Origin of the sequence: Microcoleus sp. B4-D4 (genome assembly GCF_036705185.1) — a bacterium.
Classification (GTDB): Bacteria; Cyanobacteriota; Cyanobacteriia; order Cyanobacteriales; family Microcoleaceae; genus Microcoleus.
Window position 1 is genome coordinate 127,867 of sequence record NZ_JAUBTX010000009.1, and the last position, 16,325, is coordinate 144,191.

14 protein-coding genes are annotated in these 16,325 nt (G+C 45.2%); 7 read left to right on the forward strand and 7 right to left on the reverse strand.

From position 1 onward, the window contains the following. Positions 1-32 precede the first annotated feature (32 nt). Both QUB13_RS10760 and csaB read right to left on the reverse strand, forming a co-directional pair. Entirely contained in the window at positions 33-764 is a 732-nt protein-coding gene (locus QUB13_RS10760; protein ID WP_333380493.1) for a Uma2 family endonuclease, read from the reverse strand. Positions 765-780: 16 nt separating this feature from the next. Then, positions 781-1,824: a polysaccharide pyruvyl transferase CsaB gene (csaB, locus tag QUB13_RS10765; protein ID WP_333380495.1), complete on the reverse strand. Its 1,044-nt coding sequence runs from the start codon at positions 1,822-1,824 to the stop codon at positions 781-783. A 162-nt stretch (positions 1,825-1,986) separates the two neighbouring features. Here csaB and QUB13_RS10770 point away from each other — a divergent pair, with 162 nt between their 5' ends. From QUB13_RS10770 to QUB13_RS10780, 3 genes are all read left to right on the forward strand, one after another. Then, on the forward strand, positions 1,987-2,301 hold the full coding sequence (locus tag QUB13_RS10770; RefSeq protein WP_333380497.1) for a DUF2499 domain-containing protein: 315 nt from the start codon (positions 1,987-1,989) through the stop codon (positions 2,299-2,301). 16 nt (positions 2,302-2,317) lie between these two features. Next, on the forward strand, positions 2,318-2,737 hold the full coding sequence (locus QUB13_RS10775) for a lysozyme inhibitor LprI family protein (RefSeq protein ID WP_333380499.1): 420 nt from the start codon (positions 2,318-2,320) through the stop codon (positions 2,735-2,737). A gap of 233 nt (positions 2,738-2,970) precedes the next feature. Further along, positions 2,971-6,873, forward strand: coding sequence for a DNA polymerase III subunit alpha (locus tag QUB13_RS10780; protein WP_333380502.1), 3,903 nt, complete (start codon positions 2,971-2,973; stop codon positions 6,871-6,873). On the opposite strand, the gene QUB13_RS10785 is transcribed toward QUB13_RS10780, so the two are convergent. The 3 genes from QUB13_RS10785 to QUB13_RS10795 form a co-directional block, all read right to left on the reverse strand. Continuing rightward, entirely contained in the window at positions 6,850-8,901 is a 2,052-nt protein-coding gene (locus tag QUB13_RS10785) for a WD40 repeat domain-containing serine/threonine-protein kinase (protein ID WP_333380505.1), read from the reverse strand. The genes QUB13_RS10780 and QUB13_RS10785 overlap by 24 nt on opposite strands. Positions 8,902-9,452: 551 nt before the next feature. After that, positions 9,453-9,800, reverse strand: coding sequence for a DUF3593 domain-containing protein (locus tag QUB13_RS10790; protein WP_194011872.1), 348 nt, complete (start codon positions 9,798-9,800; stop codon positions 9,453-9,455). A 593-nt stretch (positions 9,801-10,393) separates the two neighbouring features. Continuing rightward, on the reverse strand, positions 10,394-11,044 hold the full coding sequence (locus tag QUB13_RS10795) for an ATP-binding protein (RefSeq protein WP_333380507.1): 651 nt from the start codon (positions 11,042-11,044) through the stop codon (positions 10,394-10,396). A gap of 168 nt (positions 11,045-11,212) precedes the next feature. Here QUB13_RS10795 and QUB13_RS10800 point away from each other — a divergent pair, with 168 nt between their 5' ends. Together QUB13_RS10800 and QUB13_RS10805 are read left to right on the forward strand one after the other, a co-directional pair. Next, the gene (locus tag QUB13_RS10800) at positions 11,213-11,515 is read left to right on the forward strand and encodes a hypothetical protein (protein WP_333380509.1); all 303 of its coding nucleotides are present in this window, start codon (positions 11,213-11,215) and stop codon (positions 11,513-11,515) included. Positions 11,516-11,757: 242 nt separating this feature from the next. Then, positions 11,758-12,501, forward strand: a complete 744-nt coding sequence (locus QUB13_RS10805; RefSeq protein WP_333380510.1) for a pentapeptide repeat-containing protein — start codon at positions 11,758-11,760, stop codon at positions 12,499-12,501. Between the two features lie 215 nt (positions 12,502-12,716). Here the strand turns inward: QUB13_RS10805 and QUB13_RS10810 are convergent, their stop codons facing one another. Then, positions 12,717-13,718, reverse strand: a complete 1,002-nt coding sequence (locus tag QUB13_RS10810) for an alpha/beta hydrolase (protein ID WP_333380511.1) — start codon at positions 13,716-13,718, stop codon at positions 12,717-12,719. Positions 13,719-13,839: 121 nt separating this feature from the next. Next, positions 13,840-15,300, reverse strand: coding sequence for an Asp-tRNA(Asn)/Glu-tRNA(Gln) amidotransferase subunit GatA (gene gatA / locus QUB13_RS10815; RefSeq protein ID WP_333380513.1), 1,461 nt, complete (start codon positions 15,298-15,300; stop codon positions 13,840-13,842). 219 nt (positions 15,301-15,519) lie between these two features. Here gatA and QUB13_RS10820 point away from each other — a divergent pair, with 219 nt between their 5' ends. Further along, positions 15,520-15,972: a helix-turn-helix domain-containing protein gene (locus QUB13_RS10820; protein ID WP_194010600.1), complete on the forward strand. Its 453-nt coding sequence runs from the start codon at positions 15,520-15,522 to the stop codon at positions 15,970-15,972. 35 nt (positions 15,973-16,007) lie between these two features. After that, the gene (locus QUB13_RS10825) at positions 16,008-16,229 is read left to right on the forward strand and encodes a hypothetical protein (RefSeq protein WP_333380514.1); all 222 of its coding nucleotides are present in this window, start codon (positions 16,008-16,010) and stop codon (positions 16,227-16,229) included. Positions 16,230-16,325: the final 96 nt, after the last annotated feature.

Genomic DNA, 16,325 nt, shown 5'->3' on the forward strand with positions numbered 1-16,325 from the left:
ACACTACGATTTTTTATTTCTAAATTATTGTATTATGATTCTGGTTCTATTCCTGCTGCTCTTAATTGCGCGGCTAGTCGATCGGCCCGCTGTTGAACATTTGCTTTTTCCTGCCTTTCTCTTTCTACCATTTCTGCTCCCCACAATAACATCTGTCCGCTTTCATCCCACCACCGCAACCAATATCCGGTTCTTTCGGCTTTTGTTCCTTGCCAAACACCTAGAAATAACCCAACTCCGGCAATCCAATAATGATTGTTTAGATCGGGTTGCTGTACTTGATACTTTCCTGATGAATCCAACTGGTAGATTTCTAGCAATCCAGTAGCAGGTTCAAAAATTGCATAGATTGGTACTCGCAATACTTGTTCGTAAAAATACCATTTGCCGGGGGGATAAGTTGGTTTGCTAGAGTATTCGTCGCAGGGAGTAGCTGACAAAAACTCCATCACGATCGCCGGAATGTCTCCTTCTAAGTTGGGAGTGTAACTGCGGCGAATTTCTTTACTCTCAAGCGTTTGTACGTTGCGGGCATAAAACCAATCTGGAGCTTTGATAACTAGCTTGCTATCTACTGTCGCACAAATTCCCATGTTGGGGGCAACTAATATTCCTGTTACAATTAGCCCTGCGATTTCTAAGATTTCGCGCAAGCCTGCGGCGAGTAGCGGTTGGTCGATATTTTCCACAGGTTCCTCGTCTAAAATGAAATCGTCTGGCAATTTTTCCCAGGTAATTTTTAAGTCGGCTGTACTGACTGTCACGGTATTTTACCTCTTGCTAAGACTGCTGGAGTGCGGTTTGCAATACTTCTTTATGAAAGAGCGATCGCCCTACAATAAATTTTATCCTTTCTGGCGATAGTGCATCGCCGCTGGCGTAGTGTTCGATCCAGGTTTTGCTGATTAAATAGGGATCTTCTGGCAATTCTGATAATACATATCCCGGCATTTCTAACTCATCCATCAATTGAGTGACTTTGGGATCGTAGCTGAGGGCAAAACAGCGGCATTCTTCCGATGCTGCCATAATTAAACTGTGGTAGCGCATCCCGATCGCCATTTCGACTCCCCGGAATAGTCCTTTCAATTTTCTCGGATCGTCTAAACTAAGTATCTCACTTCGTTTCGGCAGAGCTTCGTGCAAATGCTTGGCAATTTCTAAGTCGCGAGATGCTTGAAAAGGTAGCAGTAAAATTAAGGTTCTGGTTGCTTTTTGAAAGTCAACTAAAGCTTGAGTTAGAATTGACAATCTGGCGGGAGTTAATGTAGGATGGGAACGCAAACAAACTGCAACTCTGGGCGCTGGTAAATTCCACAAACCGGAGACGGGGGAATTCTCTAAAGCCCACACGGGATCGGGTGCTAAAGTGAACGGAATTTGCCAATCTGCAAGTAAGGTAGCTGAGCCTTTATCCCGCACGCTGACGGCGGTGCATCCAGCAAAACAACGCTGAGATAATTTGCGGGTAATCTCTCGATTTAAAGGCCCAATTCCCTGGGCCCAAGCAACTGTTTTTAAGCCCATTTGTTGCGCTAGTCCCATTAAACCCCCATAATAGAAAGGGCTGATCGTGCTGGTAGCGTCTTGCATTAAACTGCCGCCTCCCCAGATTAGCGCGTCGGAGGTGCGGAGTGCTTCGAGAACTTGAAACGCATTCATCCGATCGCGCGCAGCTACCCCGTACCGCTGATTTGTCTCGACAGGATTGCCAGACAGGACGATCGGCGTCACGCCATCTGGTAACATTTGCAGTAGCGATGCCAACAGCGCCTCGTCGCCACCGTTGCCTTTACCGTAATAGCCGCACAAAATTGCTCGCATTTCTACTCTTGGTTTATAATGGGGAATCTAAGTATTACAATATCTAATTGTTGCGGTCGATCCGTAAAATATTTTAACAGTTAACAGTCAACAGTTAACAATCTTAAACAAATAAATACATATTTTATCTTCCCCGTTCTCTGTTATTTTAGAATACAAAAAATGCACGTTTTGTCAATTCCCACCTGGATTATTCACATCTCTAGCGTCGTCGAGTGGATTGCGGCCATCTGGTTAATTTGGACTTACGGCGAAGTCACTCAAAACCGAGCTTGGTGGGCCCTTTCCGCCGGAATGCTGCCCGCCCTAGTCAGCGCCATGTGTGCTTGCACTTGGCACTATTTTGACAACTCCCCAGCCCTAGAATGGATCGTTACCCTGCAAGCGGCGATGACTCTCATCGGCAATTTTACTCTGTGGGCGGCGGCTTGGTGGATTTGGCGATCGGCTCAAGCAGCAGAGAAAATTCAAGATTAAAAGAGGTATCAAGTCAATGAAAAATAGCACTTTTTGGGCAACATTTACAACAATTTCCCTCGTGTTAGCAGGCGGATTATTGCAGGAGAGCAAAGCCAGCAATAATTTCCCTAAAATCGCCCAACAGCCTAACTGTAAAAGTCCTCAAACCACGCTAGACATGAATATGTGTTCTAGTCAAGAGTTCAAAGCAGCAGACACCAAGCTCAATCAATTATATCAGCAACTTCGGCCTAAACTCAACAGCAAACAGCAGCAAAGATTGACGGTTGCACAGCGTAGTTGGCTCAAGTTTCGCGATGAAACTTGCAGCTATGAAGCCGGACACTTTGAAGGCGGTACTTTGGCGGCTCCTGTATACATTTCTTGCAGAGCAAAAGTTACACAGCAGCGCGTTAAAGATTTAGAAGATTATTTGAAACAAGCAAATTTGTAAGCAAATCTACCGAATTAGCTATTAAATTACCGACTTCTTCTGTGAGATGTTGCACCTGTGGTAAAAATCGGTTTTTCGATCTAAAATATAGCATTCAAACCTATATATTTCGTTCAAAAAACCAGTTTTTGTACGTTACCGATGCTGTAAAATAAAAAATCAATTTATCTTTCTCAACGGCAATAGTGTACAATCGAAAGTCTAAAAACTAAAAGCTAAAATCTCAAATCGCCATGTCCTTCGTTGGTTTGCACATTCACAGCGATTACAGCCTCCTAGATGGCGCTTCTCAGCTACAGCAGCTCGCCGAACGGGCGGTGGAATTAGGGATGCCCGCGATCGCCCTTACAGACCACGGAGTGATGTACGGCGCGATCGAACTCATCAAAGTTTGCCGAAATAAAAACATCAAGCCCATAATTGGCAACGAAATGTACGTCGTCAACGGCGACATCGAAGTCAAAGTTAGAGGTAGAAGAAAATACCATCAAGTTGTCTTAGCCAAAAATACCCAAGGCTATAAAAACCTCGTCAAACTCACCACAATTTCCCACTTAAAGGGAATGCCAGAACGAGGTATTTTTGCCCGCCCTTGCATCAACAAAGAACTGCTTAAACAATACTCAGAAGGTTTAATTGTTACCAGTGCTTGTTTGGGAGGCGAAGTTCCCCAAATGATTCTCCAAAACAAGCTAGATACTGCCCGCGAAGTTGCCAAATGGTATAAAGAAGTATTTGGGGATGACTACTATATAGAAATTCAAGACCACGGTTCCCAAGAAGACCGCATGGTGAATGTGGAAATCGTCAAAATTGCCCGCGAATTCAATATAAAAATAATCGCCACTAACGATTCTCACTATATTTCTTGCAACGACGTAGAAGCCCACGATGCTTTGCTTTGCATCAACACCAACAAACTGATTGAAGAAGACAAGCGGATGCGCTACAGCGGTACAGAATATCTTAAGTCCGCTGACGAGATGGCGCAACTGTTTCGAGACCATTTGGACGACGAAACCATCAAAGAGGCGATCGAAACTACCCTAGAAGTAGCAAACAAAGTATCAAGATACGAGCTAACAGGAGAAGCTCGGATTCCCACAATTCCAATTCCCCCAGAACATACCGCCGATACCTATGTAGAAGAAATATCTTGGCTAGGACTATTAGAACGCCTCAAAAGCCGCACCAAAAACGAAATCCCCCCAGTCTACAAACAAAGACTAGAATATGAGCTAAAAATGATTCAGCAGATGGGTTTTTCTGAATATTTTTTAGTAGTTTGGGACTACATGAAATATGCTAGAGATAACAATATTCCCGTCGGCCCAGGACGTGGTTCTGCGGCAGGTTCTTTAGTTGCTTACGTCCTCAACATTACCAACATAGACCCCGTACACCACGGATTGCTGTTCGAGAGATTTCTCAATCCCGAACGTAAATCTATGCCAGATATCGATAGCGATTTTTGCATAGAAAGACGCGACGATATGATTAAATATGTTACGGAAAAATATGGTACAGACCGCGTAGCACAAATTATTACTTTCAACAGAATGACATCAAAAGCTGTCTTGAAAGATGTTGCTAGAGTGCTAGGAATTCCCTACAAAAAAGCCGACGAAATGGCAAAAATGATTCCCGTGTCGCGGGGGAAACCGGAAAAACTAAAAGTGATGATTTCCGAGGGAACACCGGCACAGGATTTTAAAGACAACTACGAAAATACAATTTGCATAAATGCAGAAACTGGCACCGAAGTTCCAGTGCGTCAGTGGATTGACATGGCAATTCGCATTGAAGGAACTAACAAAACCTATGGCGTTCACGCGGCCGGTGTGGTCATTTCTTCCCAACCCCTTGATGAAATTGTACCATTGCAAAAAAATGACAATGGTGCTGTGATTACCCAATATTTCATGGAAGACTTGGAATTTTTGGGGTTGCTGAAGATGGATTTTCTGGGACTTAAAAATTTAACAACTCTCCAAAAAACAGTCGAGTATGTTAAGCAAACGCAAGATATAATTATCGATGCCGAAGCCTTACCTTCTGATATTGAACGCAGAGCTCAAGAGACATTTACTAGGAACAACAAGTTACCAGGTGATGTAGCAAAAACTTATCAACTCTTAGAAAAAGGAGATTTGGAAGGTATTTTTCAGCTAGAATCTTCTGGGATGCTGGATGTAGTAAAAAAAATTAAACCTTCCTGTCTGGATGATATTTCTTCTATTCTGGCGCTTTATCGTCCCGGCCCGCTGGATGCTGGTTTGATTCCACAATTTATCGATCGCAAACACGGTAGAGAGGTGGTTAAATATGACCATCCGTTGTTAGAACCAATTTTAAAAGAAACCTATGGAACGCTTTGTTTTCAAGAGCAAATTATGCGGATGGCTCAAGATTTGGCGGGCTATTCTTTAGGTCAAGCTGACTTGCTGCGCCGCGCAATGGGCAAGAAGAAGGCTGATGAAATGCAGAAGCAAAAGGAAACATTTATTGATGGGGCAACTAAAAATGGTGTCACTCAAAGAGTTGCCGAAGAGTTGTTCGGACAAATGCTACAATTCGCCGAATATTGTTTTAATAAATCCCATTCAATGGCCTATGCCTATATCACTTACCAAACTGCTTATTTAAAGGCAAATTTTCCTGTAGAATACATGGCTGCACTGCTGACTGCTAACAGAGGCGACCAGGAGAAGGTACAGAGATATATTGCTAATTGTCTCAAGCTGAAGATTGACGTTGAGCCACCTGATATTAATGGCTCTGAACTTATTTTTACGCCGCTTCCTATAGAGATGACAAAGGCCGAAAGACATAAAATTTTGTTTGGAATTTCGGCGGTTAAAAATGTGGGTGAGGGGGCTATTGAAAATATTTTGGAGGCGCGCCAAGAAGGGGGTAAGTTTAAGTCGCTGCCGGATTTGTGCGATCGCGTAAATCTACATTCTGTCAACCGCCGCGCCCTAGAAGCCTTGATTCAGTGTGGTGCTTTTGACAAAATCGATCCCAACCGCCAGCAATTGGTAAACGACCTCGAAGGGGTGATGAAATGGGCTCAAGACCGCAAGAAAGATCGAGAAAGTGGTCAAGGTAATCTGTTTGACTTGTTGGGTGGGAATAGCTTTGGGAACTCGGCGAATAAATTTGAGTCTGCACCAAAATCAAAGACTGTCAAAAATTTTGATACACAGGAAAAATTGCGTTTAGAAAAAGAATTACTGGGTTTTTATGTATCAGAACATCCCCTCAAGTTTCTGCTTGAATCTAATCAAGATCCAGATGTTGTGACTCTGGCACAGTTGGCGGAGAAAAAAGGGAAAGTTTCGGTTATTGTCATGATCAGCGCTATCAAACTTGTAGTGACAAAAAAGGGCGATGCGATGGCAATTTTGCAATTAGAAGATTTGACTAATCAAATCAAAGCTGTGGTATTTCCCAAGGCTTACGAACAACTGAAACCTTACATTGTAGATAATGCGATTTTGCTAATTGGTGGAAAAATAGAGAAAGACGGCGAAGAAATTCAGATAATTGTAGACACTGCAAAGCCTGTAGAAAATTCACAAGTTGCAGAGGAAATCGAGGTAGCCCAACCGGAAATACAAAATTCTTGGGCGAGGGAATCGGAAACACAAAGTTCTTGGGCGGCGCAACCGGAAAGACAAAATTATTTGGCGACGGAACCTGTTAACTTTGCCCGATCGACAAAACCTGTGGAAGTTATAGAAATGGTGATTGTCAAGTTTACACCGCAGCAAGTACAAGATGCAGAAAAACTCAATTCTCTCAAAGCTCTTTTGGAAGAACTTTCCGATCGCCGAGAGGATGCTAGGGCTTCTGTGGGCGGAATTGTTGTGGGTAAATATTGCTGTCAGCCGCTTCGGATTAACCCTAAGTTGTGGGTACAAGATGGCGATGGTGCTGTTAGCCGCCTCAAGTCTGCGGGATTTGATGCTTGGGTTTTTCCTCTCGACAATCGCGGGGATGCTGCGGTGTTTCGAGAAGTGCGATCGCAAGTTAACATACATTCTTGGGCCAGTCGTTTACTTGACGCGGATGCCGATCGCATTTCCCAGTATCTCAACTATCTCGCCCAACTAAACAAACGCCCGCCAAACTAACACCTCGCCGCCATCCCCACCGGTGACTAAAGTTTGACCGTCAGGACTAAAAGCCACCGGATTACACCCAACCAGACTGCACAAACATACCCCTGTTTGCAAGTTCCACAGTTTAACCGTACCATCTCGGCTGCCGCTAGCGACAATAGAGCGATCGGGACTAATCCCCACCGAAATAATTGCGTCAGAATGCCCGTTCAAAGTATTAATCAATTCCCCTGTATCGACATTCCACAATTTTAGCGTAGCGTCCGCACTACCGCTGACAATCGTCTTGCCATCTTGACTAAAGGCGATCGCATAAACCCAATCCGAATGACCCACAAAAGTCCGTACACTCTCCGCAATACCTACACGCCAAATCTTAATAGTTTTGTCCGCACTGCCGCTCGCCAGCATCATACTTTGAGGGCGAAAACTCACAGATAAAACCTTGTCTGAATGTCCCGAAAGTTTTTGCACCAAGGCTCCGTTGCACTGGTTCCACAGTTTAATACTCTTGTCGCCGCTAGCACTGGCTATCGCCCCAGAGTCGCAACTAAAAGCCACCGAATACACAGAGCCGTACCGGTGACTGTAGGGCGAACCGTAATCGCTGTAAAACTCGCGAATCATCGCCTTTTTATCCAGCTTCCACTCAATAACTTTTCTGTCAAAACTACCGCTAACCAGCATTCTCCCGTCGGGGCTGATAGCCACAGCATCAACTGTTGCGGAATGGCCGAAAAAAGTATGAATCAATTCACCTGTGTGCAGGTTCCACAGCTTAATTGTTTTATCGTCGCTGGCGCTAGCAATAATATTGCCTTGAGGATTAATTACAACAGCATTAACCGAGCCTGAATGACCGCGAAGAATGCAGGCGCACCGCCAGTTACGAGACAATAATTTCGGGTTGCTAGCGGCAGCAGTTGCAACCTGAATATTGTGGGGCGGCGCTACAGAGACGGCGGTTGCTCTATTTTGCTGCAAGTTAGTTACTGCCGAATTGATAGCTATTTTGGGTCGATAATTATAAGCGATTTGAGAGCGGGGATATTGCCCGAAATGTACTAAGTCTTGCAGCACTTCAGCAGCGGATTGATATCGCTCTCTTACTGAATCTTTGAGCAATTTGTTTAAAATACTTGTTAATTTTTTGCTGACTTTGATGCCTTTTTGCGCTAAGTGCGATCGCCAAATCCATTTGCATTCCAAAGCATCGAACAAATCATTCAGCACCGCCCCAGTCAGCAGGTGAATGCAGGTAACGCCCAAACTGTAAAGGTCGCTCGCCGGATAAGCCTTGCCGCTGCGAATTTGTTCGATCGGCGCATAGCCAGCAGTTCCAGTTATCGTACCAGTTTTCGCCTCAGAAATGACGCTAATCTGCTTAGCCACCCCAAAATCTACCAGCACAAACTGACCGCCCCTCGCCGCACCCTGTACAGCAGCAGATTCAGGCATAATTATCCCTTTTTTGCCTTTCGCGGCAGTCGAGCCGCAATATCGGGCAGCCCTGAGATTTTGGGGATTTCTCCGCAGAATATTTTCCGGCTTAATATCCCGATGAATCACCTGCTGCTCGTGAACAAACTGCAAAACAGGCAACAAATTAATCAACAATTCCCAAATCTGTTCCTCACTAAAAGCTCCCCGCTGCTGCAACTCCTGAAACAAATTATTTCCCTCAATTAACTCTTCCACAAGATACAGATGTGTTCCTTGTTCAAGAGAAGCCAACAAACTTGGAATTTGTGGGTGTTCTCCGAGTTCGTACAGCCGCTGAGCTTCTTGTTTAAACAGTGCAGTTGCCTTTTCTAATTCTGCCTTTTCTTGAACCTGCGGAAAAAATTGTTTGATGGCGCAGCGAGTTTTTAACCTATCTTCATCGACAGCTAAAAAAGTTCTGCCAAATGTTCCTTCACCGATAGGTTGAAGGGCGCGGTAACGCTCTTTCAGCAGCAATTTTGAGCCGCACGCCAGACAAAACTTGCTTGAGTCAGGATTTTGCGGCTTCTGGCAATGGGGATTGAGGCAATAGCTCATCTTTTTTCCTGCCTGGAGAGTCCCACCACGGCTAAACTTAGCAAATATGGTAGTCTGTTTCAACTCATGCCGCGAGATTAAAGTCAATCGTACCTGATAAATCGGGTTAATCGACCCAAAATCTAGCATCTCAGATTGAGTCAGTGACTAGAAGTGCTTGAGGTGAGTTTTTATATATTCTAATACTTTCCTAAAATTTTGTAGGGCAAACCGATCGCCAACGCGAGCATTTGTGTTTTGCATTTGAGCGAGCACCTCAATAGCTCGCGTATTGTACAACTCGCTCTGAGAGACAGCACTATATATAGCCTTTTTCACTCTCGATGAGGTACAGGTTGAGATTTTAGATACTTCGACTTCGCAAGCGAACAAGTTTTAGATTTTAGATTTTAGATTGAGGAATTGAGGAATTGAGAGAGTGATAAGTGCTATAGAAGTTTCCCCAAAGAATGCAGCGGCAGAATAACTTCCTAACCCTTAATTCATCAGCCATTCGCAATTCTTCAATCTCAAACTTGTCCCATCGCGAAGTCGAAGTATCTAAAATGGTATTAACCGCAACTATTTTCTCCCTCTACAATAGACTCTTGCTTTTCGCTCTCATTCTGTGAAGATGCTTTTGCTTTAATCACCGCTTCCCGAAAGCCTAAAACCAGTAAAATATTGGCAAGTGTCAAGAATAATTCCGCAGAACCGTGCAGCCAATCGACATTTGCTAGCGACTCGTTGTAGGCAACTTTTGCATAAATTGCGGCGGGAATAGTCACAGCCACAAACACCAGAGTCCCGTAAAACCCTATCAAAGCTAAGCGAGGTGTTTTTCCCGAGCGAGTCAAAAACCAGAGAAATCCCAAGTATGGAAATAGAGACAGCACAAATAAAGTTTCTTTGGAAATCATTAGTAATTGTTCGTTCAGTTGACAATGGATAGTTTATATTATGTACCGTCGATCGATCGCAATCAACCGGACATGATATGACAGATGAGGGCGACTTACCTGCAATGCAGAGAATGGTCGCAATCAATAGTGTTTTTTAAATTTATCCCTAAAAGGGAGAGGCTTTCAATCAATTCTTTTTTGTCATGAGCCAGATATTGCGATCGAATTGAAAATTATTCACAATAAGTTTTAATTTTTAAGTTTTCATATTTAAATTTACCCGCCAAAAAACACACACCCTGCTGCATACGACCGTCGTGAATCTTCCCAAATTTTAGAGTAAAATTCCCGATCCGGTGATTCGCGGCGCTGCAAATAAATCTCTCATTCTTCAATTCTTTAATCTAAAATAAACTGACATATCGACCCGTTGCTCTAGAACTGCTACAGACTCACCCAAGCTCATAGCTGAAAACGAAAGTTGCAGCAGGTCGTCAGTATTCAAAACCCTTCACCTACGCGAAGACAAAACCCGTAACTCTTCCCCTGACACCGTTTTTAGCATAACACATCTTCAATTGTTCCAATCTTTTAATTGTCCCTCTACCCCACTACCCAGCAATTAAAATTCGATACATATCCAAACTTTTCGTTTTGCTAGGCATCAAGCAAGGATCGTTTAAAAATTCTAAATCTAAGCTTGGTTTTCTATCTGTTGCAATAATTTCCTTAAGCTTAGCATCAAAATCAAAACTCGGGCCGCAATCCCAAATTTTCAGTTCCAAGTGTCCGTCAAACACGGTAATTTCTAGTTGAACGGGAGTTTCTACTGGCAGATTTTTGTGAGCGTGGCGAACTGCATTAATAAAACCTTCAGCTAAAGCTAACTGAAACTGGAACCAAACTTCATTGGGTAGCGATAAATCTTTTAATTGCTCAAACCAATCCATAACTATAGTTAAAGCATTGACCTCTGTGTTGACTTGCAGGCTCATGTGTTGAACAGAAGTTTTGTAAATCTCTGCTTCCTGGTCTGTTTCATTCTGCCAATCCCATCTATTTAATAAATTCATTAATCCATCTAAAGCTTTAGAATTTTTTTTATTTGGCTCTTTATTGCGACCTTCTACTTCGTAACTTTTGCTGAGTGACAAACAATTTTGACCGTCGAGAGTCCGGGTGTAGCTTAACTCGTCTGCAATCTGCCACATCAGTTTGATGCCTCTGCCACTTTCGGCCAGTTCGTCTATGTTGTTCAACATTTATTTTCCCTGTGTAAAAGTATTAATTTTTAGCGATTTTCAGACCGATCGAGCCAAGTTGTTGTATTTTATACTTGCTTGCTCAGTATTATTTCGCGCTCACACCAGAATGCTATCTTTTTTATAGAACGTAAGGCATCAGCAATATGTCTTAAGAGTCTAAGCCAATTGGCTTATTTACCGATCGCCTGTACGGAGAACGATCGTCCCCCTGAGCAAAATCCCGCTGCAACGAGTACAAATATTTATGCAATGCCCCCGCCAACCATTTGTCCCAGCCGTCGCCAGCTCGAAAATGCAAGGCATTCAGCGCCCGATTCCGACCGCTCCCAGGAAGCTGCAAGGGAGCGTAGATGTGCGCGAACTCATCCTAAAAGCCTAAGTAATATCCGCAAGTGCGATCGCCCCGACCAATCTTACACCGTCAGCGCACTAGACGAGGACTTGCGCCAACAACCCGGTTTCTGCTAAAAATATTGGGTTTGACAGCATAAAATCAATCGAAAAACCCTGTTTTTAGCCCGCGCGTCATTCTAGCAGACGACTCGGCGTGCGATCGGGCGTTTCCAGGACTTACCAGACTTTGCCCAAGCGAAAGATAGTCTGTTATGTTCGAGGGGGAAAGAGATAGAAGGGGAGAAAGGGAAAAAGAGAAAGGATTTGACAAAGTTTGATAGGGAATTGAAATATACAATTTAAATGCGCTACACCTTATGACCAAAATCAAACTGACAATTCTAGCAGCAGCCATACTGCTACTCCCATTTTGTGCAGCAGTTCCCTTACAAGCTCAAAATCTGTCTTTAGTCAAGCGGCTGCTAGCAACCAGAGGATGTCCCGGATGCGACTTATTTGGCGCTTCTTTGAGCCGTGCAGATTTGTTCGGCGCTTCCTTGAGCCGCGCCACTCTCAGCAGGGCTGACTTAGTTGATGCCGACTTAACTGCGGCTGATTTAATTGAAGCTAATTTAAACAACGCCAACATGAGAAATGCCTTTTTGGCCTACGCCGACCTCAGCAAAGCCGACATGAGCAGGGCCGACATTAGGGAAGCAAACTTAGAAAATGCCAACCTCAGCGAGAGTTCTCTTCAAGAAGCATCCCTCAAGCTGGCTAACTTAAAATGCAGTAATTTGAGCGCCGCTAAACTAAGTCGAACCGATCTGAGAAATGCCGATTTAACTGGTGCGAATCTCAGCGGTGCAGACCTCCAAGAAGCTGATTTAAGCGGTGCAAATCTCAGCGGTGCAGACCTCAGAGCGGCCGATTTGACCGATGCGAGATTGAACAAAACTAATCTCACAGATGCCAATCTTTGCGGCGCAAAGATGCCGAACCGAAAAACCTCTCGACGAGGTTGCGAAATTAACAAACAACAACCGATAATTACGAACAATTACTGCAATTACTGCTATCCTATCAAGGATTGGTGGCTGAATATTTTAAGGTTGAATTAAGCGGTAAAATCTCTAGATATTCCTTTTTCCTGATTGGCGATCGCGCTTGAAAACCCAGAAACCGGGTTTCTTGCTATATTTATTGTTACAAAACCTAAAATTATAAGACACCCGGTTTTTCGCCCCCCATGCGCCGCTAACTATTACCAACTCAACTGGTGCGCCGTGCATACCCTACAATAACTAGAATCACTGTTAGCGCCAACAGCTTTTATCTATTTTAGAATATCCCAAAATTGGCTTAATCTTTGCAGATATTCTGGGCCGCCGATTTCTGCAACATTATTGTGCCCTCCATCTGGAACCATGTAAAGCTGTTTGGGTTCTGGTGCTGCATCAAACAGTTTTTTGCTCATTGGGGATGGAACTACAGTATCGGCAGTCCCGTGAATAAATAGCACCGGCATTTGCAGGCGATCGACTTTTGATAGAGAATCAAACCGCTGAGTCAGCAAAAAATCGATCGGAAACATCCAAAACAGCCCTTGTCGAAAATCCACCATTTCCCGCACCGAAGTAAAAGAACCCTCCACAATTAACCCCGCCGCCTCCGGGTGGCGCACTGCCAGATCGATCGCAATTGCCCCTCCCAAAGAATGCCCGTAGATATAAATTTGATTCGGGTGAATCCCGCGCTGTTTCACCAAATAATCCCAAGCAAGTTCAGCATCCTCATACACCCCAGATTCGCTGGGAAAATCGCCCTGGCTTTTTCCGTAACCGCGATAATCGATCGCAAATACCGACACACCCAACTGATGAAATCGATTAGCGTGTTCGACAGTTGATCCTAAAGTTGAACCATTACCGTGCAGGTACAAAACTACCCCCCCAAACCCTCCCTTGTTAAGGGGGGGAACCGGAACGGCTTCTCTTACCCCCCCCCTTAACAAGGGGGGGCTGGGGGGGGGTTCCGATGGGTTAACCCGAGCGGCTTCTCTTACTTCCCCCGGAACCTTGCGGGAGTTTTCCGAGGCAGGAATCCACCACCCATGCACGGTTTCCACCGCGCCTGTTTTAGTAGGAATTGGCAGCAAAACATCTTGATATTTCAACTGCCAATCATCTGGCGTAGTTTCGATCGCCCGCCCCGGAACAAAGATAAACTTACCTTGCGTGGCAAATAGAAATAGACAAGCTGCTGAATAAGCGATCGCCAAAACTGTCCCAAAAGTTATTAGCGATTTAGACAATAGCAATACCAGAAAATTGTTCATAGAAAATAGGGCACGCTGGAAATTAGAGATCGGTCAACAGCTAAGGGCGAATGATTAATTCAAACAATTAGCCAAGATCGATTACTAACTTCCACCGTCCAGTTCCGCCAAGTTTGAAAAATTAATCCAAGTCAGGGCGGTGCAAGTGCCAATTCGTAGACTGTTCGTAAGCATGAGCTACTTGAAACAACCTAGATTCTTGCAAAACATTACCAATCAGTTGTATGCCCACCGGCAGTCCTTTATCATCAAATCCGCAGGGCAAACTCAAAGCTGGCAAACCAGCTAGATTCACCGGAATAGTCATCAAATCTGACAAATACATACTCAGCGGATCGTTGAATTTTTCCCCGGCCTTAAAGGCCGTAGTCGGAGCAGTGGGACAGACCAAAACATCAACTTGAGAAAAAGCTTTTTCAAAGTCTTCTTTAATCAAAGTCCGAACTTTTTGAGCTTTGAGATAATAGGCGTCGTAATATCCAGCCGACAGCACGTAAGTGCCGATCGCAATCCGGCGTTTAACTTCCGCACCGAACCCTTGAGAGCGAGTTTTGGCATACATATCCAAAAGATTGTCGGCATCGGGCGATCGGAAACCGTATTTTACTCCATCATACCGCGCCAAATTTGCCGAAGCTTCCGAGGGAGCAATAATGTAGTAAGTGGGCAAACCGTAGCGGAAGCGGGGACAAGAAATGACTTGGATTTCTGCGCCCAATTGTTGAAATTGCTCGATCGCCTTAGTAACAGCGTCTTTAACCCCAGAGTCCAGCCCTACACCAAAAGTTTCTTTAATTACACCAATTCTAATCTGACCCTTGGGTCGCAAACTGGGTCTTAAAGCTTGAGCGTAGTCAGGAATTGGGACATTAAGACTCGTGGAATCTCTCGGATCGTAACCAGCCACGGCCCCCAACAAAATCGCCGCATCCTCAACAGTCCGACCAAAGGGCCCGATTTGATCCAGAGAAGAAGCATAGGCCACCAAACCGTAACGAGAAACCAACCCATAGGTCGGTTTCAGCCCCACCAAGCCACAAAAAGCAGCAGGTTGGCGGATCGAACCCCCAGTATCCGAACCCAAGCTCGCGACGCATTCTCCGGCGGCTACCGCTGCGGCAGAACCGCCAGAAGACCCTCCGGGTACGCGCTCCAAGTCCCAAGGATTCGCGGTAACTTGATAGGCAGAAGTTTCAGTCGAGCTCCCCATTGCAAACTCGTCCATATTCGCCTTACCCACAATCACCGCACCGGCGGCTTTGAGTTTGGAGACGACGGTTGCATCGTAGGGAGGCACAAAATTCTCCAAAATCCGAGAGGCGCAGGTTGTGGGAACGCCATCGGTACACATATTGTCTTTAACGGCGATCGGGATGCCGGCCAACAGCCCAATTTCCTCACCGGCGGCGATTTGGGCATCCACTTTGTGGGCCTGGGCCATTGCGCTGTCTGCCGTCACGCACAGAAAGCTTTTCAACTTCGGCTCTAGCTGGGTAATTCGGTCTAATGTTTCTTGAGTAATTTCCACAGCAGAGCGTTCTTTATTGACCAGTTGTCGGTGCAACTCGCGGATGGATGCCATGCTCGTACCTTTATCATTTCTACTTTCGGCCACTTAGTCAATATAGCTGGCAATTGCACCTGGTTACAGCCCTTCCTCAACAGCGTCTATCTGCGCGCATCTGCAGTCAAAAACAGCCACCTAATTTGCCACCACGATCCCCAGGAAAAAAAATTCATCCGGAATTGTCCCCAAAACCAGAGATATATGCTAAGAAGTTCCCGATGCCCCGTTGGAGGAATGCCACCTAAAGCTCACTTAGAATCCCACCTGACGGCAGAGGAACTCAAACTTCGCTACCGGCAGGCACAAAACACCACAGAGTCCCGCCGCTGGCACTTGCTGCTCTTAGTTTCCCGAAATTGGACTATCAAAGAAGCAGCCCAAGTCGTAGGTCTCAACTACGACTACGCCAAAGAAATTGTCCAGCGCTACAACCGAGAAGGGCCTACCTCTGTGAGAAACCGCAGCGGAGACCGCAAGCCCCCTCCTGCAAAATCCTTGCTGAGTCCAGAACAGCAAGAAGAACTGCGACAAGCGCTGCAAGGCCCTGCCCCCGACGGCGGAGACTGGACAGGGCCTAAAGTAGCTCTCTGGATTGCCGAAAAGATCGGTATCGATCGTGTATGGCCCCAACGCGGCTGGGATTACCTCAAGCGGTTGGGTGTTGACTGGCGGCGGCGCAAAAAGTAGATTGTTCGCAATATTTTAGAGGGAGTCGATCGCCATTGAGTGCGATCGATTCCCTTTATTTTTGCATTGGGCATTGGGCGGAGCGAAGCGGAGGGATTGGGCATTGGGCATCGGGCGTTGGGCATTGGGCATTGGGCATCGGTCATTGGGAGGAGCGAAGCGGAGGGATTGGGCATTGGTCAAAAGAACAGGTGCGCCGCTCGATCGATTGTTGCTCTTTGTTGAGGATTGTCGATGTATCCGCACCCTACGGCTAAAATCCCCAATCCCCAATCCCAAATCTAAAATCTAAAATCGTTTGACTCTTGTAACAATAGCTGCTTAGATTGAATTTGGTTGTGTTGAGGATGTCG